Here is a 23,929-nt window from a genome sequence, read left to right as displayed (position 1 = left end):
GAAATTTATGGCTGTCATTACAAAAATAGAAGTACAAAAGCGAACAAAAGAAAGATTTAATATTTATGTTGATAAAGGTCATGGAGAAGAATATGGTTTCAGTGTAGATCAAGTGACCTTAATTAAACACGGACTTCAAAAAGGTTTAGAATTTGATGATGTTGAATTAGCAAATATTTTATATGGTGAAGAAGTACAAAAAGCGTATTTATACGCCATTACTTATTTATCGCATCAAATGAGAACGAAACAAGAGGTAGAAGAGCAATTACGGAAAAAAGAAATTGGACAAGCCATCATCTCTGAAGTTATTTCAAAACTATTGCATGACCGTTATATTAATGATAAAGAGTATGCAATTGCATATGTACGTACTCATAGCAATGTGAGCCAAAAAGGACCGATTGTTATTAGACGTGAACTGTTAAGTAAGGGTGTTTCGGATATAATTATTACTCATAGTTTACAGGAGTATCCACAAGAGAAACAAATTGAAAATGGTCTTGGACTTATAGAAAAAAAGAAAAAGTCTTATCAAAAACATTCTTTTCTGCAAATGAAACAAAAATTAGAAGAGATGCTAGTACGCAAAGGATATGGGCGTGATATCATTCAAATTTGTTTAGAAGAACTACAGGATGAAAAGGATGATAAAAAGCAAGAAGAAGCCCTTATATATCATGGTAATAAATATCATGAAAAATACAAGAAATATGATGGCTGGACGTATGAAAATAAGATGAAGCAAGCATTATATCGAAAGGGTTTTTCGATTGATGAAATAGAAGTGTTTATTCAAATGAAACGTGAAGAGGGATGAGGAAAAATATGAGAAATATGCCAAAGCGCTATAGCGAAATGACACCACATGAATTAAGAGAAGAAATTGGCATTTTAAAAGAACAGTCAGTGAAGGCAGAGCAACTTGGTATTGTAAATGAATTTGACGTATTAATGAGGAAAATTGCAATGGCTCGTGCTTATATGACAGATATCGATGCATTTAAGATTGGTGAAACATATGAACTTACAGAAGAGCCAGGGGTATCTTTTACGATTACGTATTTTAATGGAGTATTTGCTTGGGGTCACAAACAAAATGAAACAGAGGAAATTGGTATTCCTATTTCGCTATTGCAAAAGAAATAAAAACCAGAGAGCCTTGGCTGCTCTGGTTTTCACTTTTCGTAGTTGTTAAAGAAGATAGACAGTTAAACTTGGCGTTTTCTCATCTCATTTGCCAAAATAATAAGAGATTGAGTTTGCTGCGTTTGTCCATTCACTTGTGCTTTTGCATGTTTTGGACGCGCCCACGTAGGGTTGAATAATTCGGAACGATGGTCTAAATGATCGCGGTAACTCATTTTATCACCTCGTATAAGAAGTTATCGATAAACATTTGTTATGCTTCTTCTTCTCGATTAGCGGCATGCATTCGTTCTTGCGGATGCGTATTAATAGTGCCGTTAGGTCGTTTCGAAGCAAAACGTGCTTGTGCTTTTGGCGGACCGTCTAACTTATTGTTATTTCTAGCTTCAGACCAAATTTCAGATTGTTTGCCCAAGAGGAACTCCCCCTCGCTACAAATTGATACAAAAAGTATCACTTATAGAATGTGCAATGTGAGAGAAAATATTCTAGATAAATACAAATAAAAAACAGCCTAAAAACCTTTTTCTTTTAGGTGGGCGAGAGCAACTGGCCATGCATAGAAGCGGTCAGTGCCCTTTTCTGCCACGTGCAAGGGTTAAAACAAAGGGAGAAAGCGAGTGCAGGTCATGTTGTATTTTGCATAGCCGTGACTTATATGCTGAAAAATTAAAATGGATATATAAACCCTTTTTTAAGAGGACGAAAGCAACTGGTCATGGTCAGTGCCTTTTTCTTCCACATGCAAGGGTTAAAACAAAGTGCAGATCATGTTTTGCTCTGCATAGCAGCGACTTATATGTTGAAAAAATGAATGAATTGACTAAAGGAGACATAACATGAACGATATTTTTGAAAAATTAACGAAAGAACTTCTTGAAAAAAATGCTTCTCTTTCTTACTCTCAAGCCCGTACTTGGGTTGAGTTGTTATGGGAGGACTTTGGCGCGGCATATGCAAAGATAGGAACGTATCAAGGGATTGAAATGACGGAGAAAGTTGTACGAGCGTGGATTAACAACCAAGGCGCGCGTTTGCATGAAATTCAAACGAATAATCCAAAGTATAGTCATTTAATTAACCAAGAAAATCATTTAAAACATTAAAAAACGACCAATTGTGGTCGTTTTTTAATGGGGAAGCAATTCTAATTTTTTTCGTAGTTTTTCTTCGCTGAAAATCCATCCTGTGTATGAGCTTATAATATCAAGTTCTTTATTAAGCTGGACAATAGCAACAAATGGATAGTAACCTTTACTGCGATAGCGCAGGTCAATAAATCGAACTTCATAATAATCGTTGTATTCAAAAATATCCCAGCGATAGACAGGAGAAAACGATAAGAATGCTGAAATATTTTCATCTTTTTGAGCGGCACGAATGACATCATTATTAGGTAATGGAATGCGCTCGAATTTATCATGAACCATAATATGACCGCGATGCCAATGGGCAACATAGTAATGATCTTTTGTCACAATAGCTAAGCGGTAATGATAAAAGCGGTATGACGGTGAAATAATGACTTGTTCAACATCACGGAACCGTTTATTTACGACACTTTTTACATTTTGACGCATTATAATTCGGCCAATATAATAAATGGTCATTAATATATAAGCAGCTGCTCCTGCATAACCTTTATTTGCACCGACAAGCATACATGCAATCGCTAATGTATGAATGAAGAAGATAACTACATCAAATGTATTAATAACGCCTAGTGCCACCCATTTTTTAGTAAAGGGCCGCAGTGCTTGTGTACCGTAGGCATTAAAAATATCAACAAAAACATGAAGAAAAACAGCAATAAATGACCATAGAAGAAGATGGAAATAAGGGGTTCCTTGAAAGATTGCAAAGGTAATCCCGCTAACGAGAAATGACCAAATAATAACAGCTGGCATAGAGTGAGTAATCCCACGGTGATTTCGAATATATTTCGCATTGTTGCGCAGTTTTAAAACAGTATCAATATCAGGTATATTCGAACCAGCAATTGCGGCAAGCATCACAGCTTGTGGTCCAAAATCGCTTTGACTGATTGCTGGATCTAGTGTTGCTAAGCTTCCTAATGTAACGCCCATGACAAGATGAGTGGCTGTGTCCATGAAAACCACCTCCGTTTTTTATTAATGTAACTCTTTTTATTTCATATCACAAGGCATTTACCTTTTATTTCTTATACCATCTTACTTAAATTTTCTCCTAAATTCTTTATAATAGTACGTATATGCAAAAAATGAGGGGGATCAAGTTTGAAGCTTGAGATACTAGATGATTTTAATATAGAAAAATTCCAACATGATTTAATTAGTTGGTTTGAAGCAGAGCAGCGTGATTTACCATGGCGCATCAATAAAGATCCGTATCGCGTTTGGGTTTCGGAAATTATGCTTCAGCAAACACGAGTTGAAGCCGTAAAACCATATTACGCAAACTTTATGGAAAAGTTTCCATCGTTAGAAGCATTAGCTGATGCTGAGGATGAAGAGGTGTTAAAAGCGTGGGAAGGACTTGGTTATTACTCGAGAGCACGTAATTTACACGCTGCAGTTAAAGAAGTAAAAGCGCAATATGGTGGAAAAGTTCCAAGCGATGTAAAACAAATTGAAAAGTTAAAAGGTGTAGGGCCGTATACAAAAGGAGCAATTTTAAGTATCGCTTACGGAATTCCAGAGCCGGCTGTTGATGGAAATGTGATGCGTGTATTATCACGAATTTTATCGATTTGGGATGATATCGCTAAACCAAAGACACGTAAATTATTTGAAGATATTGTTCGTGAAATCATTTCAAAAGAAAATCCATCTTATTTTAACCAAGGATTGATGGAATTAGGTGCACTTATTTGTGTTCCTAAAAATCCATCTTGTCTTCTATGTCCTGTTAGAGAGCACTGCCGCGCGTTTGCAGAAGGAGTACAAAAGGAATTGCCTGTGAAAAGTAAGGCGAAAGCACCGAAAATGGTTCCAATCGTTGCCGGTGTATTGCGTACAGAAGACGGTAAATATGTCATTAATAAAAGAGGGAGCACAGGGCTACTTGCTAACATGTGGGAATTTCCTAACATAGAAATTGGAGAAGGAATTCGTAACCACAAACAACAATTGACAGATTATATGAAAGAGAAGTTTTCTCTTTCCGTTTCTATTGATGATTATGCAATGAATGTTAAGCATACATTTACACATAGAACGTGGGATATATTTGTATTTTATGGTACAGTAACAAACCCAATTGTTGAAACAGATATTTTAAAAATGATAACTGTTCAGGAATTTGAACAGTTACCAATTTCTAAATCACATCGAACAATTTTTGAAGAGTGTGTGAAAAAACTCCAGCCGTAGCGGCTGGGGTTTTTAATCATAGGATATTTTTGTCCCGCTATTAGCGGACAGTAAGATCCCCACCTCAAGATTGAGAGAAAAGCGAAGAAGATAGGTGGGGGATAACTGCTGGCATGCGCCCGATTGGTGAGAGCTTTCCATCAGTGGGGGATGAAGAAAACTCCCACTGATGGAAGTTTCACTTTATACCATGTGTCCAATCAGCTTGTTGCCGCTGTAAACCACCGCGCGCTTCAATTTCTTTTACAATTTCTTTGTAAATTGTTTGTCCTTCTACATTTAAATAAGGCATTATTTGCTGCAGAGAATGATGAAAATGAGCGAGTTCATCTTTTTTCCATTGATTTCTTGGAGTCATTGATAATTCTGTCATATCACGTCCAATATACATATATTCACACCTCCATCATAGTTAGTTTGAATGAACGTTTTTGTCTGTATACGTAAAAAAAAAATTTTCTTTTCACATTTTTAACGGATATGTTCAGCGAATGATGGTTACATTATTTGTTGTGGAGGTGAGAAAGATGAACAAAAAACAACAAGGTTTTGGAAAAACAACTTCTGGTGCTAGCATTCAAAGCGCTGGCTTTGGCACAGAATTTGCAACTGAAACAAATGCACAAGAAGTAAGACAACAAAACGCACAAGCAGAAGCTAAGAAATCACAAGCTTCTGGCGCTGCTAGCGCTCAAAGCGCAGCTGCTAGCTACGGTACAGAGTTTGCAACAGAAACAAATGTACAAGCAGTAAAACAACAAAACGCAAAATCAGCAGCAAAAAAATCACAATCTTAATAACAAAGAAAAAACACTCCTTTAATGTAAGAGGAGTGTTTTTCTTTGTTATCCCGCTATTCGCGGACAGTAAGACCCCACCTCAAGATTCGGGGAAAAGCGAAGAAGGTAGGTGAGGAATAACTGTCCGTAAAAGCCCGATTGGTTCAACTAACCTTCTGGGAAAAAACGCTCCCAGAAGGAAGTTTCACTTTATCCCGCTATTCGCGGACAGTAAGACCCCCACCTCAAGATTGAGAGAAAAGCGAAGAAGATAGGTGGGGGATAACCCCCCTCCCAGAAGGAAGTTTTACTTTATTTGTGAAAGCCGACATAACTTCTAATAAGTCAACAAATATAGTCAAAGGAGAAGGAACGTTTTTCTTCGAAACTATGTAATAGTATTTTTAAGGAGGTATGGAATGAGACCGTTTGATGAACTGGTTGAAGAACAATTGAGGACGATGGACGAATTGTTAAAGTTACAAATTCATTTAGAAAAATACCAACACCTTGAAATGAATCAGCAAGATGCGAAAGAGCTCCATTTTATTCGTCAAGAAATTCAAAGAACAGAAAAAACATTAAAAGATTTACAGGGGAAGTTTGAACAGCAAACAGTAGCGGTGATTCACTCCTTTGAAAATGAGAAAATGCTTTCGAACTAAGAGACGATTTTGTAAATCGGCTCTTTTGTTTTAAAATTTCGACAGAACCGTTATAATAAAAAGAAAAGTGAATTCGGCTCAATATGTTTTGGGAAAAGAGTAAAAATGAACGGTATACCAAATAACAACTTTAGAAGAGCGTTCACGACGAAAGAAGGGAGAAAGTATGGGGTTTCCCAAAGAAGGAGAAAAAATACAAATACATAGTTATAAACATAACGGTTCCATTCATAGAATGTGGGAAGAGACAACGGTTTTAAAAGGGACACAAAGTTTTGTTATTGGAGCAAATGATCGAACGATGGTAACAGAATCAGATGGGAGAACGTGGATTACTCGTGAGCCAGCTATTTGTTATTTTCATTCGAATTATTGGTTTAATATTATTGGAATGCTGAGGCAGGAAGGTGTGTACTATTATTGTAATTTAAGTTCGCCATTTGCCTACGATTATGAAGCATTAAAATATATTGACTATGACTTAGACATTAAAGTGTATCCTGATATGACGTATACATTGTTAGATGAAGATGAGTATGAAAAACATCGTGAGCTTATGAACTATCCAGCTGTAATTGATACTATATTAAAACGAAACGTTGAGTATTTAACACAATGGATTCATCAACGAAAGGGTCCATTTGCTCCTGATTTTATTGATATGTGGTATGAGCGATATTTAATGTATAGAGATTAAAGAAAAACCTGCTAGGGCATCCTGCAGGTTTTGTCCTGTTAGAACATGATTGGGGGAGTGGCATGAAAGGAATAAAACGGTATCTACAATTTGTAAAGCCGTATCGGTGGCTCATTACGGTTACAATTGTAATAGGTCTCATTAAATTTGGTATTCCGCTTATTATGCCTTGGTTATTAAAGTATATTATTGATGATATTATTCAAGGAGGAAGTTCACTAGAACAGAAAACATCTCAATTATTTACGGCCATTGGGATTGCGTTGTTTATTTTTGCGGTGCTACGGCCTCCGATTGAATATTATCGTCAATATTTTGCACAGCGTATCGGAAATGCAGTGTTGTATGATTTGAGAAAATATATTTTCGCGCACTTACAAAAATTAAGCTTACGTTATTATTCTAATACGAAGACTGGTGAAATTATTTCTCGTGTAATTAATGATGTTGAGCAGACAAAAGACTTTGTTATTACTGGATTAATGAATGTTTGGCTTGACACAGCAACAATTTTTATTGCAATTGCGGTCATGTTTTCGATGAATATGAAATTAACGCTTGTTTCCTTACTCGTATTACCTGTTTATGTAGTTGCAGTTAAATACTTTTTCAGTCGTCTTCGAACATTAACACGTGAGCGCTCACAAGCGCTGGCGACGATGCAAGGGTATTTACATGAGCGTATTCAAGGTATACAAGTGACGCGTAGCTTTGCGTTAGAGGAGTATGAAAAAGAGCAATTTCAAGAGAAGAACAGCAAATTCCTAACGAAGGCGTTAACACATACGAGCTGGACAGCGAGGACATTCTCTACTGTAAACACATTAACGGATCTTGGTCCTCTAATCGTAATAGCTTTTGCTGCTTATGAAGTAATTCATGAATCGTTAACGCTCGGTACAATGGTAGCTTTTGTTGGCTATATGGATAGTCTATATAGTCCATTACGCCGTCTTGTAAACTCTTCGACCACACTTACGCAATCTTTTGCCTCCATGGATCGTGTTTTTGAATTATTAGATGAAGAGTACGATATTGTAGATCACCCAGATGCTATTACAAAGAAATCACTTCGAGGTGAGGTTGTATTTGAAGATGTTTCATTTCGCTACAATGAACATGAACAAGATGTGCTCCGAAATATTTCTTTATCTATTTCACCAGGTGAAAAAGTAGCGCTTGTTGGTTTAAGCGGGGGTGGAAAGTCTTCACTTGCAAGTTTAATTCCTCGTTTTTATGATGTTTCTAAAGGATCAATTTATGTAGATGAGATTGATGTTAGAAATTACGATGTGCGTAATTTACGTGGTCATATTGGTCTTGTTTTGCAAGATAATATTTTATTTAGCGATACAGTTGGAGCAAATATTTTATACGGAAGGCCTGAAGCAACAGAAGAAGAGATAGTAGAAGCAGCGAAAGCCGCACATATTCATGATTTTATTATGAGTTTGCCTGATAGATATGAAACGGTGGTCGGAGAAAGAGGCGTGAAATTGTCAGGTGGACAAAGACAACGCATCGCGATTGCACGTGTATTTTTAAAAAATCCGTCATTGCTTATTTTAGATGAAGCTACATCTGCGTTGGATTTAGAAAATGAACGTTATATTCAAGAAGCGCTGCAAACGCTAGCTGCTGATCGAACCACTATTATTATTGCGCATAGATTATCAACAATTACACATGTAGATACAATTATTTATTTAGAAGACGGTGAGATAAAAGAAAAGGGTTCTCATCAGCAATTAATGCAAAAGCGTGGTCATTATTATAATTTATATCAAATTCAGCATATAAAAGAAACGACCCCTTCGTAATGTGAAAGGGTCGTTTTTTATCCCGCATTAACGGACAGTAAGCCCCCTACCTTAGGATTGTAAGGAACCCGAAGAAGATAGGTGGGGGATAACTGTCCGTAAAAGCCCGATTGGTGAGAGCTTTCCATCAGTGGGGGAGGAAAAACCCCCCACTGATGGAAGTTTCATTTTATTCATCTTCTTGTTTATCATGAATTTTTAGTTCATTTTCTGGCTTATGATACGTATAGAAGCTGTCTACAAGTAAATCTAAATGTTCTACTTCCTCACTATAGTTAATAATAGCTGAAACGAGAGGGAACAGGTGAAGCCATATTTTATAACTTTCTTCATCTTCTTTATTTTGGTAGTTCATAAATATATCAATTAGTTGTTGTTTACCAACAGAAACCTCGTCAAGAAATTCAACAGATTGTTGTTTCTTTGCTTTTCCGATAAATTTCAGTAATACTTGCTCATGATAATGTGTTAACGAATCAAGTTCATTTTGAATAGATTCTTGAAATGATTCCGGCATATAACGTAATTCGTTTTCTGCTCGATGTAATGCCTTTAATGTATTCAAAGCACGATTTGTTGTCGTTAACATTTGTCTAAATAAGACTAATTTACGAATTTTAGCAAATTGCACTTTTTTCGTATAGCTTCTTTCTTCTTTATACAGTAAGTAGTAATGATTTAGACGAATCATTTTTTCTTTCATATGGTCAATATCTGTTTTCAATGTTGTGAAATCTGATGCTTGTCTACTGCTCATACGAATCCATTTTACAATTTCTTCTGTATTATCCACGATTTTATGATAGAGTTTTGTTTCGTATTTTGGCGGCATAAATATTAAATTTACGAGAGATGCCGCAATAATCCCAACCATAATTGTTGCAAAGCGTAATAGGGCAAAGTCAAAGAAATTTGCACCTTGATATTCCATAATGGCAATAACAGTTACGAGAGCAATAGAAATTGTATTTTCTAAATGTAATTTTAAAGCAAGGGCAATAACTAATATACATGTTAAACCAATAATAAAAGGGTTGTTTCCAAAGGCAAACACAAAGACAATGGCAAAAATTGCCCCAATTACATTTGCTTGAATTTGTTCTAGAGCTGTTAAATATGAGCGGTATACAGAGGGTTGTACAGCAAAAATTGCTGAGATCCCAGCGAATACAGGGCTTGGTAATCCAAGCAATAAACATGCAAATAAAGCTAATGTAATGGCAATACCCGTTTTTAAAACGCGAGCACCAAGTTTCATACTCTTTTTTATATCCTTTCTTTCTTGTCAGAATGAATGTACAATATGATACTATACATTCATTAACTTATGTTAGCAAGTAGTATTTTAATGAAAAAACCTGCTGAATTTCAGCAGGTTTTTTTAATTTGTTATAGATTACTATGAGAATCAAAAGTCGTCAATGAGAAAGCTGTTATTCGTTTATCCCGCTATTCGTGGGCAGTAAGACCTCCACCTCAAGATTGAGAGAGAAGCGAGGAAGATAGGTGGGGGCTAACTGCCCGTAAAGGCCCGATTGGGCGGGCTTTCCATCAGTGGGGGATGAAAAAAAACCACTGATGGAAGTTTCACTTTATTTTACTCTGTTGAAACAGACGGATCTGCTTGCTCTTTTGCTGGAATTACTTCGTAGAAATGAGAATCCAGATCTATTAGCAAAGGTGAAAGAAGAGCAACTTCTTCATATTGTTCATGTTCCTTTAGCACGCGGAGATAGTCCGATAATAGTTCGTTTACATCAGATTCTCCTGTTTTACTGAGTGGACGAAGCGTAACGTTAGCACCTTTTGCAATTCGTCGCTCTAGTGCTTGCTCTGTTAATCCAAGATCAGGCTGATGACGTAAGTATACAACTCCACCTGTCATTCCAGCACAAATCCATGGACCAGGGTCACCGAGGACGAGCGCACGACCATTTGTCATGTATTCAAAAGCAAATCCTTTTATATTAGCGTGAACACCGATATTTCCATGTTCTTCTTTCGGAAGTGATGTTGTCATTCTTCCGCCAATAATCATATCAGCACCTGATAGACGAATTCCAGCTCTAGCATCAGCATTTCCTTGTACATATAATGATCCTTTTTGTGCTCCGTATCCGAATCCTTTTCCAACAGAACCGTTATAGTATTTACTGTCTTTTCCTTTTGTTTTTGTAATGTAAATACCGCCTCCAAAAGCTGTTTTTCCGATGCCGTCTTGCGCGCCGCCGTTGACATGAATGAACAGATTTTCGCTATTATAGGCACCTAAACCATTTCCGGGAACGGAACCATTTGTGTATTTTAATGTGATTGGCTCTAATACATGATTTTCATATAATTTACTGCGCACACGGTAGCAAGATTCCATGCCGCCCATTACGCGCTGATCGACACCAACACTAACAAGTTCTTTTGATTCAATGGCATAATTAGCCTCACTACACTTTTGCTGTGATGTTGTTTGCGGAGCATCGTACGTGACATCTTCTAATGTTTGTAATAGGTATTGTAAACTTAGCAAATGCTGGCTGTGTGCTTGTTCTAATAAGTCGGAACGTCCGATAATTTCTTGTAAGTTTACATGACCGAGCTGTCCTGTTAATCGCTTTAGTTCTGTTCCAAAAGCTGTGAATAAATTCAATAATCCTTTTACAGCACTTTCAAAATCTCGTGGCACAAAGCGGCGCAGACCATGTTCTTTCGCTTGCGCTTCTGATTCAATTTGCGTTGCAATTCCGACATGACATGTATCTAAATGACAGCCGCGGCATGTCGTACAACCGATGGCAATCATAGAAAGTGTACCAAAGCCAATGCGATTTGCACCAAGAAGCATTATTTTTAACGCATCTGCAGCACTGCGGATACCACCGTCAGCCCAAATTTCTACATGCTGTCTCATTCCAGCTTCTAATAGGGCGTTATGAGCAGCTTTTACACCAATTTCAACAGGGAGACCAACGTGCTGCAAGGCGTGAATGCGTGCTGCACCTGTCCCGCCATCGAAACCGCTAATGTTAATAAAATCAGCACCAGCTTTAGCGATACCTACTGCAATGGTACCAATATTAGGGACAACAGGAACTTTAACAGCAACTTTTGCGTGTTGATTAGCCGTTTTAATTTCTGTAATCATTTGTGCTAAATCTTCAATCGAATAAATGTCATGGTTATTAGAAGGAGAGATTAAATCCGAACCAATTGTTGCATTTCGCGCTTCTGCAATTTTTGCTGTTACTTTTGATCCTGGTAAATGTCCGCCTTCTCCCGGTTTTGCTCCTTGCCCAATTTTAATTTCAATTAAGTTAGAGGAATTGAGCAGTTCAGCATTGACGCCAAACCGTCCTGATGCAACTTGTTGTCCACGTGTATGTGGATATTTGCCAATCATATCTTTAATTTCGCCGCCTTCACCGTTTAAACTAATCATATTTAATCGGTCAGCAGCTTCAGCATAAGCACGGAAGGCAATTTCATTTTGTGAGCCAAATGACATCGAGCTAATAATAAATGGTAGACTATGATTTTTTATTGCAATTGAAACTTGTTCAATTGGAACTTTATGATTTGTTTCCTTTATTTTTATGAGATGACGAATTGTTGTTGGATTTTTTTCTTCTAATTCTTCTAGCTTTTCACGGTAATCATCATAGGCGTTCCCTTTTGCGACATCCCCAATCGCTTTCCAAATGCGCGGGAATAGGTGAAACGTTTTTCGTATTTTTGCTTTTTCATTTGTATAATCCATTGCCCGAGTTTTTGCATCTTCAGCTAGTGCTTCTAGTGAAAAAGCTAATGTATCAGATCCAAGAAAGTTGGTGATATCCAGTATACGTGCAATCTCTTCGTGTAGACCAATGGAAGAGAAGAGGCGACCGTAGCCTCGTAATTCATGAATTCCAAGTGTTGAAATGACTTTTTCAAGTCCTTTATTGAATGCGTGATATAAGTTTAGAAGAGGCTCTTCTGTTCCATCATTTACTGTTGCAAATGTAAGGTACGGATTTATAACATCTGCCCCTAAACCATATAACGTTACAATATCATGTAAAGAACGAAGCGCTCCAGAACGTACGACAATTGCACAATCACGGCGGAGTTTATGTTTTGCAAGTTCGTTATGGATTTTTGCTGTGACTAGGTGCGGATCAATCCATAATTGGTTTTTTTGATGAGCCTTTGCATCGTCAAGTACGAGAAGAGAGGCACCTTTTTTTACTGCTGTTACAGCTTCTGTTCCTAGTCGATTAAGTGCAGTATATAAAGTTTCATCCGCTGTAAATGTTCCAGATAATTTATAGACAGTGCTATGCAGAGCAAACATACGGATGAGTTGTTCGTATGTTACTGTTTCTAGATGCTTTGCCGCTTGCTGTCCGGGTTCTCCTTCTAAGACAATAGGGCTTGGAAGTTCTACAACAAATGGTTGTTCTTCTGTGGCATACAGATTTGGGCGTGTTCCTACAATTGTACGTGTAGAGAAGTGCTCTATTTCTCGATCGCGATCAATAGCAGGATTTGTTACAACAGCAACGCTTTCCTTTATAAAGTCAGCAATATTTCTTCTTCCTATATCGAGTCCTGCAAGAGGAGCATCATGTCCGAGAGAACGGATTGGCTCAGCGCCTTTTTCAGCCATTTGTTCGAGAAGCTGAACATGCTCGCGGTCCCAGCCAAAGGCTGCGTATTGTTCTGTTTTGACTTCAGTAATTGAAGCAAGGTTATCCAGCTCTTCTGTTGGTGGAACATGTAGATGATAACGATAGTCGATAAAGTCAATTCGCTGTTTCATACGTGCATATACTTCCTCTTGATATACATCGTATTCGTATAAAATAAGCTCGCCTTGTGCATTCCGCTTTAACCCAATTTTTTCTCCAGGAGCAAGTGATTTTGGTTCTGCAACATATTCTGATGGAGAAATAACACCTGGCTCAGATGAAAAAATATAAGAATTTTCTGTCTCTATTTTCCAAACTGGTCGTAAGCCAAGGGAGTCTACACTAAAAACAGCTTCATCTTTATGTCGTGAAATAATTCCAGCGGGTCCTTGAGCAAAATGTCCCCAGGCTTCACGTATATACGTATATAAGTCTTGCATATGCCGCTTGTATAATTTAATTTCATTAATAATTGGCGGAAATAATATATCCATTGCTTCGAATAAACTGTAGTTGTAATGAGTGAGAAGTGTTTCTAGGGTACGGTTTAAATCTTGAGAGTCACTGCCTCCAATTGTAAGTGGTACATCAATCATTTCAGCTTGATCGCGTAGCTTAGCAATGGTGTTAATTTCTCCATTATGTCCAAGAACACTAAATGGTTGAACGCGAAAAAAATTAGATAATGTGTTAGTAGAATAACGGTTATGTCCAAGTGTCATTGTAGATGCGATGAGTGGATTTCGCAGGTCATCATAGTATGATACAAGCGTATCGCCAGCTCCTAGTACTTTATAAACAACATAATCTTGACTGAATGACGCGACATGAACTGCTTCATTTTTTTCAATTTCTATCGTTAGAGAGAATAATAATTGATCAATCTTTTTATGTTGATTTTCCGGAACAATAGCAATTTGCCAAAATAGTGGTTCTTCCTGTTTGCCGATAGGTCCGAGTGCATCAGAATTTGTTACGGTGCTAGTTTCAAAAACGATAGTTAGATTTTCTTTCTGCAGCAAGGAACGAATATAATTTTGTAAGGAGTTTGTATCCCTTTTTTGGTGTAGAAAAAAATGTCCAACAATAAAGTGAGGATGGTCCACTAATGCTGGATTATAACCATTTTGAGTTAATTTTTCTTTCCAAAGTGTTTTTGGAAGATCAATATGAATTCCAATCCCGTCACCTTCATTATTAATAAATCCAGCACGGTGATTCATTTTCACCAGCGATTGTATACAAAGATTAATGTTTTCTTTCGTTGGAATGTTTCGTTTTTCCATTACGGAAACGATTCCACACGCGTCATGCTCTGCATTTGCATAATTTTGAAATAAAGACGGTGTCCACTTATTTGTTTTATTTAGCATCCGTCAAGCCCCCTCTGATGTGAATTTTGAATAGTCAAAATATTGAAGGTGTCCGACACCTAATATTTTAAAATTATAAATCGTTATTCAAGACTAAAAACAAATAATTATGAATAATTATACTATTAATTCATAATTTATGAAATAGTAAAAATAAAAAAACAGAGGGGGGCCTCTGTTTTTTATTTCGCTAATGGGCAATATATTTTATTGTTTCATGAAAAACTAATTATTGATGACAAAAGAGATTCACTCTTATTTAGTTGAGTGTTATACCTCTATTTACTGGCAGTAATATCCTCATTTCAAAGTTATGCAAAAAGTAAAGAAGTTAGGTGAGGGTATTACTATTGGCATGCGCTCAATTGGTTAACCATCAGCGGGGGATGAAGAACCTCCACTGATGGAAGATTTACTTTATCCCGCTCTAACGGACGCTATTTCTTAAAGCCTTTTCGTGGAAGGAGCGTCCGTAAGAGCCCGATTGGCTCAACTAACCTTTCGGAGAAGAACGCTCCAAAAGGAAGTTTCACTTTATCCCGCATTAACGGGCAGTAAGACCCCCACCTCAAGGTTCAGAGAAAAACAAAGAAGATAGGTGGAGGATAACTGCCTGTAAAAGCCCGATTGGTTCAACTAACCTTTTGGAGAAGAACACTCCAAAAGGAAGTTGAACTTTATTTTAATGCAGCAAATGCTCGTCCAACAGCTTCAATCGTGTATTCAATGTCTTCTTTTGTATGTTCGGTTGTTAAGAACCATGCTTCATATTTAGATGGAGCTAAGTTAATTCCTTCATGAAGCATTAGCTTGAAGAATTTACCGAAAATTTCACCGTCTGTATTTTGTGCAGCATCGTAGTCTTCGATTTTATCTTTAGTAAAGTATACTGTTAAAGCGCCTTTTAGGCGGTTTATTGTAATATCGATGTTGTGTGCAGCTGCTTGTTTCAAAATACCTTTTTCAAGCATTGCCCCAAGTTCATTTAGTTTTTCGTATACCCCTTCTTGTTGAAGTACTTCTAAGCATGCGATACCAGCAGCCATAGAAGCTGGGTTTCCAGCCATTGTGCCAGCTTGATAAGCAGGGCCAAGCGGTGCAACTTGTTCCATAATTTCTTTTTTACCACCGTAAGCACCAATTGGAAGACCGCCGCCGATTACTTTGCCAAGAGCAGTTAAGTCTGGTGTTACACCGAGTAAGTCTTGAGCACCACCATACATAAAGCGGAAAGCTGTGATAACCTCATCATAAATGACTAATGCACCTGCTGCATGAACAAGTTCATTTACTTTTTCAAGGAATCCAGGTTTTGGTTCCACAATTCCGAAGTTCCCAACGATTGGTTCCACAAGAATCGCTGCTACTTCATGTCCCCATTTATCTAATGCTTCTTTTAATGTCTCTACATTATTAAAAGGAACTGTGATTACTTCTTGTGCGATGCTTTGTGGTACACCCGCAGAATCCGGAGTACCAAGTGTAGAAGGACCAGAGCCAGCCGCTACAAGTACTAAATCAGAATGTCCATGGTAGCAACCAGCAAATTTCATAATTTTCGTGCGCCCTGTATAAGCACGAGCAACGCGAATTGTTGTCATAACGGCTTCTGTTCCAGAATTTACAAAACGTACTTTATCCATTGCAGGCATGGCTTCTTTTAGCATTTTAGCAAATTTTACTTCTAAAGCTGTTGGTGTTCCGTATAACACACCATTTTCAGCAGCTACTTTAATTGCTTCTGTTACGTGCGGATGAGCATGACCTGTAATGATTGGCCCGTATGCTGCTAAATAATCGATGTATTTGTTGCCGTCTACATCCCAAAAGTAAGCGCCTTTACCGCGCTCCATTGCAACAGGTGAACCGCCGCCAACTGCTTTATAGGAGCGAGAAGGGCTATTTACACCACCAACGATATGTTCTAATGCCTCTTTATGTAGTTCTTCTGATTTTGTGAATTTCACGAAAATTCATCTCCTTACAAAAATCTATGTATTATTTTAACACGTTTTTGGAAAAGACGTATTGTTTGTGATAGTTGCTACTGTTGAGTAAACTATTCGTTGTGTTAAAATGAAACTTTCGTCGGCATTATCTGCTTCATTGATGGTTAGTGAAATGAAGCGAGTTCATAGGGGGATCCCGCAAAAGCTCGCTAATCTTTATATTATAGGACAATGAAAGGTGCTGCCTTTTAGAGAGAAACAGAAAGGAGAATGAGTATGGAGACGGTTATTGAAGTAAAAGATTTACGGAAAGAATTTACATCGTACTCAAGCCGCTCAGGATTAAAAGGAGCGTTTCGAGATTTATTAAATCGCAATTACAAGATTGTACCGGCAGTAAATGATATTTCGTTCACTGTAAAGCAAGGGGAAATGGTTGGATATATTGGTGAAAATGGTGCTGGTAAATCCACTACTATTAAGATGCTAACAGGTATTTTAACACCGACTGCTGGACAAATTACTGTGAATGGCATGAATCCTCACAAACAAAGGGAAGAATTTGTGAAAACGATTGGTGTTGTGTTTGGGCAGCGTTCGCAGCTTTGGTGGGATATTGCTGTGCAAGAGTCATTTCGTTTGTTAAAAAAAGTATATGGTGTATCTGATGCGCAATATAAAGAACATATGGAACATGTGATTGAAACGTTAGATATTGGTCCGCTCTTGGACAAGCCAGTTCGGAAGTTATCTCTTGGACAGCGGATGCGCTGCGAATTAGCGGCAGCATTAATTCATAATCCGCCGTTATTGTTTTTAGATGAACCAACAATTGGACTTGATGTTCTTGTTAAATTGAAAATCCGTGATTTTTTAAAAGAAATGAATGAGCGATATAAAACAACAATTTTATTAACGACACATGACATTACAGATATTGAAGCGCTTTGTGATCGTGTTGTTATGTTAGATGAAGGAAAAGTAATGTATGACGGGTCTTTAGAAAAGCTTCGATCGCAGTGGGGAGCAGAAAAAGAAATTCATTTTCAATTTGGAACTCCTGTTGCTTATCAGCAACTTGCAATGTTAATACCTGATAATGATGTAATTTGGTCGCAAGGAAAAGAACAAAATACATGGATTGCCAAGATTCCGAATGAAGAAATTATTATTTCAACTCTTATATCAAAAGTCGTACAAACTTTTACAATTAAAGATTTAAAAATTAATGAAGTATCTACGGAGGAAATCATTCGTAATATTTATGAAGAGGGCATAACTCATGGATAAGTATATTGAAATGATTCGCGTTCGTTTTTTAATGATGCTTGCTTATCGAACAAATTATTATAGCGGTATTATCATTTATACAATTAATATCGGAGCGTATTATTTTTTATGGCAAGCAATTTATAGTGGGAAAGAAAATATCGAAGGTTTATCGGTTACACAAATGACAACCTATATCGCAATTGCATGGATGGCCCGTGCTTTTTATTTTAATAACATTGACAGAGAGATTGCGATGGAAATTAAGGAAGGGCGGGTTGCAGTTGAGTTAATTCGTCCATATAACTATTTAGGTATGAAAGTAATGCAAGGGTTAGGAGAAGGGATTTTTAGATTTGCTTTCTTTTCTATTCCAGGTATGGTGATCGTTACATTGTTATTCTCACTGCAAATTACAACGAATTTCCAAACGTGGTTGTACTTTTTCCTATCGCTATTATTTAGTTTTATCATTAATACACAAATTAATTTAATGACAGGGATGTTAACGTTCTTTTTATTTAATAATAATGGAATTATGTATGCGAAACGTGTCGTTATTGATTTGTTTTCAGGACTGTTACTTCCAATTAGCTTCTATCCGTTATGGGCTCAAAAAGCAATGACGTTTTTGCCGTTTCAAGCGATTAGTTACATTCCGAGTATGATTTTCTCTGAAGGGATACAAGGCGAGGCAATTTATAAAGCTTTATTATTTCAAATAACATGGGCGGTTCTGCTCATTATTCCAATTGTTATGATGTGGAAAACAGCGAGAAAACGGCTGATTGTGCAAGGGGGATGATGAGAAAATGTTATATTTTAAGTTGTTTTTACAATATGCAAGTCAGTATATAAAAACGAAGCTAGAATACCGTGGCGATTTTATTATTGGTTTACTATCAGATTTATTGTTACAAGCAGTAAACTTAATCTTTATTCTTGTTGTATTTGGACATACACAAGAATTGGAAGGCTGGAATAGGGAAGAAATTATCTTTATTTATGGGTTCTTCTTGGTTCCATTTGCGGTTTTTTCATCATTCTTTAATATATGGGACTTTAATGATCGTTATATCGTAAAAGGTGAAATGGATCGGATTTTAACCCGTCCAATTCACAGTTTGTTTCAAGTCATATTAGAACGAATGGAGTTGGAGTCACTTCTTGGTGCGATAACAGGTTTAGGGGTAATGGGATATGCTGCAGTACAACTTCAATTAACATTTCATTGGTATGATTTCTTTTTATTTATATTGATGGTACTAGGCGGTGCGCTGGTGTATGGGGGAATTTTCGTAACACTTGCAAGCATTGGTTTTTGGTCAGATGCAAGAAGTTCCATTATGCCGCTTATGTATAATATTGGAAACTATGGACGTTATCCTGTTAACATTTATAATCGTGTCATTCGTTTTATTTTAACGTTTGTATTGCCATTTGCTTTTGTTGGTGTGTATCCAGCATCTTATTTTCTAGGAAAAACAGAATGGAACTCTTACGCATTTGCAACGCCTGCTGTTGGAATTATTTGTTTCTCAATTGGTTTTTTCGTTTGGAATATAGGAGTAAAACGATATCGCGGTGCTGGAAATTAATAAAGTGAAACTTCCATCAGTGGGGGTCTTACTGCCCGTTAATGCGGGGTAAAGTTAATTTGTTTACGTCTTCCTTTTTCATCTTGAACATGAAGTTTTAATGTCTGTTGTGTATGGGATAAAACTACCTTTGTCCTCATACAAATAAAATGAGGTGGGGGACATGTTATGGGGAATTATTCTATTTATTGCTGCGATTGCTGTATTGCGAAGTATACAACTGTTATGGAATTCGGCAGGAGAATCAAAACGTTTTTTTTCTTTGTATAATCTTATTTCATTATTTCTTATTTATACAACTGTACTCATTGCGTTTGCGTTAAGTTATGTTGTTCTAGAGGAAAGTGGATTTTTGATATTAGAAGAAGACGGAAAGATGGTAACGAGTCATTCGTTTGCACTTGTAGAAGTATGTTTATATTTTAGTGCGATTACATTGTTATCAGTTGGATACGGAGATATAACTCCTATCGGGATTGGTCGTTGGATTGCGATTGTAGAAGCATTAATAGGGTATACGATGCCGTTTGCATTTGTTGTACGGACAGTTATCGAAAATGAAAAATGATATGATATTTGATATAGTGAAAGTAAAAGAGAAGGAGTGATTACACGTGGTTACAGCAGGAGCACCGGATTTCATGTTAGAAGCAAGTAACGGAGAGCAAGTAAAATTATCTGATTTTCGTGGGAAACATGTTGTGCTTTATTTTTATCCGAAAGATATGACACCAGGATGTACAACAGAAGCATGTGATTTTCGTGATGCCTACGGAATGTTTCAAAAGAAAGATACAGTTATTCTTGGGGTGAGTCCTGATCCAGCAAATAGACATTTGAAATTTATTGAAAAACATGACTTACCATTTTTACTTTTAGTAGATGAGCAACATGAAGTAGCGGAACTATATGATGTTTGGAAGCTAAAAAAGAACTTTGGAAAAGAATATATGGGTATTGAGCGTTCTACTTTTCTTATTAATAAGGAAGGAGAACTCGTTAAAGAGTGGCGTAAGGTGAAAGTAAAAGGTCACGTAGAGGAAGTTTTGTCTTATATAAAGTGAAACTTCCATCAGTGGGGGGGTCTTTATCCCCCACTGATGGCTAGTTGAACCAATCGGGCTTGTACGGGCAGTTATCCCCCACCTATCTTCTTCGCTTTTCTCTCAATCTCGAGGTGGGGGTCTGACTGCCCGTTAATGAGGGATAAAATGAAATTTTCATCAATAGAGGTGGAGTTTTATTACCAGCTTGTGTAGCACAAAATAATAAGTGAAGTATTACAAGGCATGTGTCTATACACTTTTGGGGATTTCTCATATGTTAGTAGTGTAGGGCATACCTCCTCAGGTGATAGTTTTCCATGTGCGAGTTTTTTCTCGCACTTTTTTTTATGCATATGTATAAAAAAAGGCAGACTCATATAAGAATAAAATGAAACTTCTATCAGTGGGGAGCTTTATCGCCCACTGATGGCCAGTTGAACCAATCGGGCTCTTAGGGATAAAATGAAGCTTCCATCGTTCCCACCAATCGTACTTTTACTGCTTGTTAGAGTGAAATGAATATAAGATGAAGAATAAAACCACATAGTTATAGTAGAAATGTTGACGAGTGAAAGGAAAAGGAGTACACTCTTTATAAGAATTATAAAATAATAATCCATATAGAATCGGGGTGCATGACGGTGGTCAAAGAGGAATTAAAAGAAGCGCTGGAAATGTTGAAAAATACGGGTGTACGCATTACTCCACAGCGTCATGCTGTTTTAGAGTACCTTGTGGAATCTATGACGCACCCAACAGCGGATGAAATTTATAAAGCATTAGAAGGTAAGTTCCCAAATATGAGTGTTGCGACAGTTTATAATAACTTACGCGTATTTAAAGAAGTAGGGCTTGTGAAAGAACTTACGTATGGTGATGCGTCTAGCAGATTTGATTACGTTACAAGCCAACATTATCATGTTATTTGTGAAAAATGTGGGAAAATTGTAGATTTTCCGTATGCAAGTTTAGAGAAGATTGAGGATGAAGCTGCGAAAGCAACTGGCTTTGTAATCAATAGTCATCGCTTAGAAATTTACGGTGTTTGTCAAGAATGCAATAAGTAATAAATAAGTAATAAGAATGATTAAGAGGCTGACATTTTAAGTCAGCCTCTCTTTTTTTAGAAGTAAACATATACTCTTCATTAGGCCTTGTAATTTTTACGGTTGTATTTTTCATCAAATTCTTTTCCTTCTAAATTACGATCGAGCGTTAGCGGCTGGTTGCAATGCATACAAGCGTCGACTCGTCCAAGTATTTTCGTTGATTTATTGCAAGATGGACAAACAACTTGGACGGTCTTTGTTGATAGCATACCAATCCAGAAGTACACACCTGTGCTAGCAATGACAGCTAAAAAACCAACCATCATGAAAATGGTCATAATAATCATGTTTTCCCGAAAAAAGACCCCTAAGTATGCAATAAAAAGCCCGATGAATACTAAACTTAACGCAAAGGTTCTAATCTTATTGATTTTATTTGAGTATTTAATGCTCATTCCCTTCACCTTCCTATAAGGATAATATAGCATATATTTCTGAATTTTTGGATGATTGGGATCCTTTTGTTGAATGTTGTATAAAGCTATAGAGATGTATTTCGTATAATAAGCCAAGGGTAAAGCTGAGGTGAAGCAATAGTGCTCTTCTTTGTAGTAATTTAACTATATGTTTGTGGTATTTAAACGGGATGTGAAATTTTTTATAAAAAGTATTGACCCTCTGTAATAGCCGTGTTATATTAATAAACGTCGCTGATGCACAAAAGCGGAAAGCGAAAAGAAAAAAGAAGTGAAAAACAATGTTGACATCAAAAAACAAAGATGCTAACATGAGGAAGTCGCAATTGAGCGGCAGACAAGTTCTTTGAAAACTGAACGAAACAAACAACGTGAAACGTCAATTTTTATTTATGATGCTAGACAAACACTTTATTGGAGAGTTTGATCCTGGCTCAGGATGAACGCTGGCGGCGTGCCTAATACATGCAAGTCGAGCGAACCGATTAAGAGCTTGCTCTTAAGAAGTTAGCGGCGGACGGGTGAGTAACACGTAGGTAACCTACCTGTAAGATTGGGATAACTCCGGGAAACCGGGGCTAATACCGGATAACATTTTGCACCGCATGGTGCGAAATTGAAAGGCGGCTTCGGCTGTCACTTACAGATGGACCTGCGGCGCATTAGCTAGTTGGTGAGGTAACGGCTCACCAAGGCGACGATGCGTAGCCGACCTGAGAGGGTGATCGGCCACACTGGGACTGAGACACGGCCCAGACTCCTACGGGAGGCAGCAGTAGGGAATCTTCCGCAATGGACGAAAGTCTGACGGAGCAACGCCGCGTGAGCGATGAAGGCCTTCGGGTCGTAAAGCTCTGTTGTTAGGGAAGAACAAGTGCTAGTTGAATAAGCTGGCACCTTGACGGTACCTAACCAGAAAGCCACGGCTAACTACGTGCCAGCAGCCGCGGTAATACGTAGGTGGCAAGCGTTATCCGGAATTATTGGGCGTAAAGCGCGCGCAGGTGGTTTCTTAAGTCTGATGTGAAAGCCCACGGCTCAACCGTGGAGGGTCATTGGAAACTGGGAGACTTGAGTGCAGAAGAGGAAAGTGGAATTCCATGTGTAGCGGTGAAATGCGTAGAGATATGGAGGAACACCAGTGGCGAAGGCGACTTTCTGGTCTGCAACTGACACTGAGGCGCGAAAGCGTGGGGAGCAAACAGGATTAGATACCCTGGTAGTCCACGCCGTAAACGATGAGTGCTAAGTGTTAGAGGGTTTCCGCCCTTTAGTGCTGAAGTTAACGCATTAAGCACTCCGCCTGGGGAGTACGGCCGCAAGGCTGAAACTCAAAGGAATTGACGGGGGCCCGCACAAGCGGTGGAGCATGTGGTTTAATTCGAAGCAACGCGAAGAACCTTACCAGGTCTTGACATCCTCTGAAAACCCTAGAGATAGGGCTTCCCCTTCGGGGGCAGAGTGACAGGTGGTGCATGGTTGTCGTCAGCTCGTGTCGTGAGATGTTGGGTTAAGTCCCGCAACGAGCGCAACCCTTGATCTTAGTTGCCATCATTAAGTTGGGCACTCTAAGGTGACTGCCGGTGACAAACCGGAGGAAGGTGGGGATGACGTCAAATCATCATGCCCCTTATGACCTGGGCTACACACGTGCTACAATGGACGGTACAAAGAGTCGCAAGACCGCGAGGTGGAGCTAATCTCATAAAACCGTTCTCAGTTCGGATTGTAGGCTGCAACTCGCCTACATGAAGCTGGAATCGCTAGTAATCGCGGATCAGCATGCCGCGGTGAATACGTTCCCGGGCCTTGTACACACCGCCCGTCACACCACGAGAGTTTGTAACACCCGAAGTCGGTGGGGTAACCTTTTTGGAGCCAGCCGCCTAAGGTGGGACAGATGATTGGGGTGAAGTCGTAACAAGGTAGCCGTATCGGAAGGTGCGGCTGGATCACCTCCTTTCTATGGAGAATTGATGAACGCTGTTCATCAATAAAGTTTCCGTGTTTCGTTTTGTTCAGTTTTGAGAGAACTATCTCTC

At 38.1% G+C, this 23,929-nt stretch carries 22 protein-coding genes and 1 rRNA gene; 15 read left to right on the top strand and 8 right to left on the bottom strand.

Annotation, left to right across the window (positions count from 1 at the left end):
• Positions 1-7 precede the first annotated feature (7 nt).
• Positions 8-820 carry a recombination regulator RecX gene (gene recX / locus LRP84_RS07035; RefSeq protein ID WP_230574427.1) on the top strand — a complete coding sequence of 271 codons (813 nt, stop codon included), beginning with the start codon at positions 8-10 and terminating at the stop codon, positions 818-820.
• 8 nt (positions 821-828) lie between these two features.
• The gene (locus tag LRP84_RS07030; RefSeq protein ID WP_230574426.1) at positions 829-1,149 is read left to right on the top strand and encodes a YfhH family protein; all 321 of its coding nucleotides are present in this window, start codon (positions 829-831) and stop codon (positions 1,147-1,149) included.
• A 62-nt stretch (positions 1,150-1,211) separates the two neighbouring features.
• Here the strand turns inward: LRP84_RS07030 and LRP84_RS07025 are convergent, their stop codons facing one another.
• Positions 1,212-1,364, bottom strand: coding sequence for a YpzG family protein (locus tag LRP84_RS07025; protein ID WP_230574425.1), 153 nt, complete (start codon positions 1,362-1,364; stop codon positions 1,212-1,214).
• A 38-nt stretch (positions 1,365-1,402) separates the two neighbouring features.
• Positions 1,403-1,564, bottom strand: coding sequence for a small, acid-soluble spore protein K (locus tag LRP84_RS07020; protein ID WP_098306889.1), 162 nt, complete (start codon positions 1,562-1,564; stop codon positions 1,403-1,405).
• Between the two features lie 424 nt (positions 1,565-1,988).
• Between LRP84_RS07020 and LRP84_RS07015 the strand changes: the two genes are divergently transcribed.
• Positions 1,989-2,255 carry a YfhJ family protein gene (locus LRP84_RS07015; protein ID WP_230574424.1) on the top strand — a complete coding sequence of 89 codons (267 nt, stop codon included), beginning with the start codon at positions 1,989-1,991 and terminating at the stop codon, positions 2,253-2,255.
• Between the two features lie 24 nt (positions 2,256-2,279).
• Here LRP84_RS07015 and LRP84_RS07010 read toward each other — a convergent pair whose 3' ends face one another.
• Positions 2,280-3,260, bottom strand: coding sequence for a metal-dependent hydrolase (locus LRP84_RS07010; protein ID WP_230574423.1), 981 nt, complete (start codon positions 3,258-3,260; stop codon positions 2,280-2,282).
• A gap of 147 nt (positions 3,261-3,407) precedes the next feature.
• Between LRP84_RS07010 and mutY the strand changes: the two genes are divergently transcribed.
• Positions 3,408-4,502 (top strand): A/G-specific adenine glycosylase, encoded by a 1,095-nt coding sequence (mutY, locus tag LRP84_RS07005; protein ID WP_230574422.1) that lies wholly within the window; start codon positions 3,408-3,410, stop codon positions 4,500-4,502.
• 178 nt (positions 4,503-4,680) lie between these two features.
• Here mutY and yfhS read toward each other — a convergent pair whose 3' ends face one another.
• Complete coding sequence (gene yfhS, locus LRP84_RS07000; protein ID WP_230574421.1) at positions 4,681-4,893, bottom strand: mother cell protein YfhS; 213 nt, start codon at positions 4,891-4,893, stop codon at positions 4,681-4,683.
• Between the two features lie 121 nt (positions 4,894-5,014).
• Between yfhS and LRP84_RS06995 the strand changes: the two genes are divergently transcribed.
• The 4 genes from LRP84_RS06995 (at position 5,015) to LRP84_RS06980 (ending at position 8,463) form a co-directional block, all read left to right on the top strand.
• Positions 5,015-5,299, top strand: a complete 285-nt coding sequence (locus tag LRP84_RS06995) for a gamma-type small acid-soluble spore protein (protein WP_230574576.1) — start codon at positions 5,015-5,017, stop codon at positions 5,297-5,299.
• 401 nt (positions 5,300-5,700) lie between these two features.
• Positions 5,701-5,946: a YgaB family protein gene (locus tag LRP84_RS06990; protein WP_230574420.1), complete on the top strand. Its 246-nt coding sequence runs from the start codon at positions 5,701-5,703 to the stop codon at positions 5,944-5,946.
• Between the two features lie 166 nt (positions 5,947-6,112).
• Positions 6,113-6,643: a nucleoside tri-diphosphate phosphatase gene (gene ntdP, locus LRP84_RS06985; RefSeq protein ID WP_230574419.1), complete on the top strand. Its 531-nt coding sequence runs from the start codon at positions 6,113-6,115 to the stop codon at positions 6,641-6,643.
• A gap of 62 nt (positions 6,644-6,705) precedes the next feature.
• Complete coding sequence (locus LRP84_RS06980) at positions 6,706-8,463, top strand: ABC transporter ATP-binding protein (protein ID WP_230574418.1); 1,758 nt, start codon at positions 6,706-6,708, stop codon at positions 8,461-8,463.
• Positions 8,464-8,632: 169 nt separating this feature from the next.
• On the opposite strand, the gene LRP84_RS06975 is transcribed toward LRP84_RS06980, so the two are convergent.
• The 3 genes from LRP84_RS06975 to hemL form a co-directional block, all read right to left on the bottom strand.
• The gene (locus LRP84_RS06975) at positions 8,633-9,721 is read right to left on the bottom strand and encodes an FUSC family protein (protein WP_230574417.1); all 1,089 of its coding nucleotides are present in this window, start codon (positions 9,719-9,721) and stop codon (positions 8,633-8,635) included.
• Between the two features lie 339 nt (positions 9,722-10,060).
• The gene (locus LRP84_RS06970) at positions 10,061-14,500 is read right to left on the bottom strand and encodes a glutamate synthase-related protein (RefSeq protein ID WP_230574416.1); all 4,440 of its coding nucleotides are present in this window, start codon (positions 14,498-14,500) and stop codon (positions 10,061-10,063) included.
• A 677-nt stretch (positions 14,501-15,177) separates the two neighbouring features.
• Entirely contained in the window at positions 15,178-16,473 is a 1,296-nt protein-coding gene (gene hemL / locus LRP84_RS06965; protein ID WP_230574575.1) for a glutamate-1-semialdehyde-2,1-aminomutase, read from the bottom strand.
• Between the two features lie 252 nt (positions 16,474-16,725).
• Between hemL and LRP84_RS06960 the strand changes: the two genes are divergently transcribed.
• From LRP84_RS06960 to perR, 6 genes are all read left to right on the top strand, one after another.
• Positions 16,726-17,739 (top strand): ABC transporter ATP-binding protein, encoded by a 1,014-nt coding sequence (locus LRP84_RS06960; RefSeq protein ID WP_230574415.1) that lies wholly within the window; start codon positions 16,726-16,728, stop codon positions 17,737-17,739.
• Positions 17,732-18,523 carry an ABC transporter permease gene (locus LRP84_RS06955; RefSeq protein WP_230574414.1) on the top strand — a complete coding sequence of 264 codons (792 nt, stop codon included), beginning with the start codon at positions 17,732-17,734 and terminating at the stop codon, positions 18,521-18,523. The genes LRP84_RS06960 and LRP84_RS06955 overlap by 8 nt, the downstream gene beginning before the upstream one ends.
• 7 nt (positions 18,524-18,530) lie before the next feature.
• Entirely contained in the window at positions 18,531-19,316 is a 786-nt protein-coding gene (locus LRP84_RS06950; protein ID WP_230574413.1) for an ABC transporter permease, read from the top strand.
• A gap of 163 nt (positions 19,317-19,479) precedes the next feature.
• On the top strand, positions 19,480-19,884 hold the full coding sequence (locus LRP84_RS06945) for a potassium channel family protein (RefSeq protein WP_230574412.1): 405 nt from the start codon (positions 19,480-19,482) through the stop codon (positions 19,882-19,884).
• Positions 19,885-19,930: 46 nt separating this feature from the next.
• Positions 19,931-20,380, top strand: coding sequence for a thioredoxin-dependent thiol peroxidase (gene bcp, locus LRP84_RS06940; protein ID WP_230574411.1), 450 nt, complete (start codon positions 19,931-19,933; stop codon positions 20,378-20,380).
• Between the two features lie 623 nt (positions 20,381-21,003).
• On the top strand, positions 21,004-21,429 hold the full coding sequence (gene perR, locus LRP84_RS06935; RefSeq protein ID WP_230574410.1) for a peroxide-responsive transcriptional repressor PerR: 426 nt from the start codon (positions 21,004-21,006) through the stop codon (positions 21,427-21,429).
• An 80-nt stretch (positions 21,430-21,509) separates the two neighbouring features.
• On the opposite strand, the gene LRP84_RS06930 is transcribed toward perR, so the two are convergent.
• On the bottom strand, positions 21,510-21,866 hold the full coding sequence (locus LRP84_RS06930) for a YgzB family protein (protein ID WP_098306924.1): 357 nt from the start codon (positions 21,864-21,866) through the stop codon (positions 21,510-21,512).
• Positions 21,867-22,298: 432 nt separating this feature from the next.
• Between LRP84_RS06930 and LRP84_RS06925 the strand changes: the two genes are divergently transcribed.
• Positions 22,299-23,850, top strand: a 16S ribosomal RNA gene (locus LRP84_RS06925).
• Positions 23,851-23,929: the final 79 nt, after the last annotated feature.

Origin of the sequence: Bacillus rhizoplanae, assembly GCF_917563915.1 — a bacterium.
Lineage (GTDB): Bacteria > Bacillota > Bacilli > Bacillales > Bacillaceae_G > Bacillus_A > Bacillus_A rhizoplanae.
This window is presented reverse-complemented; position numbering and strand designations above follow the sequence as displayed.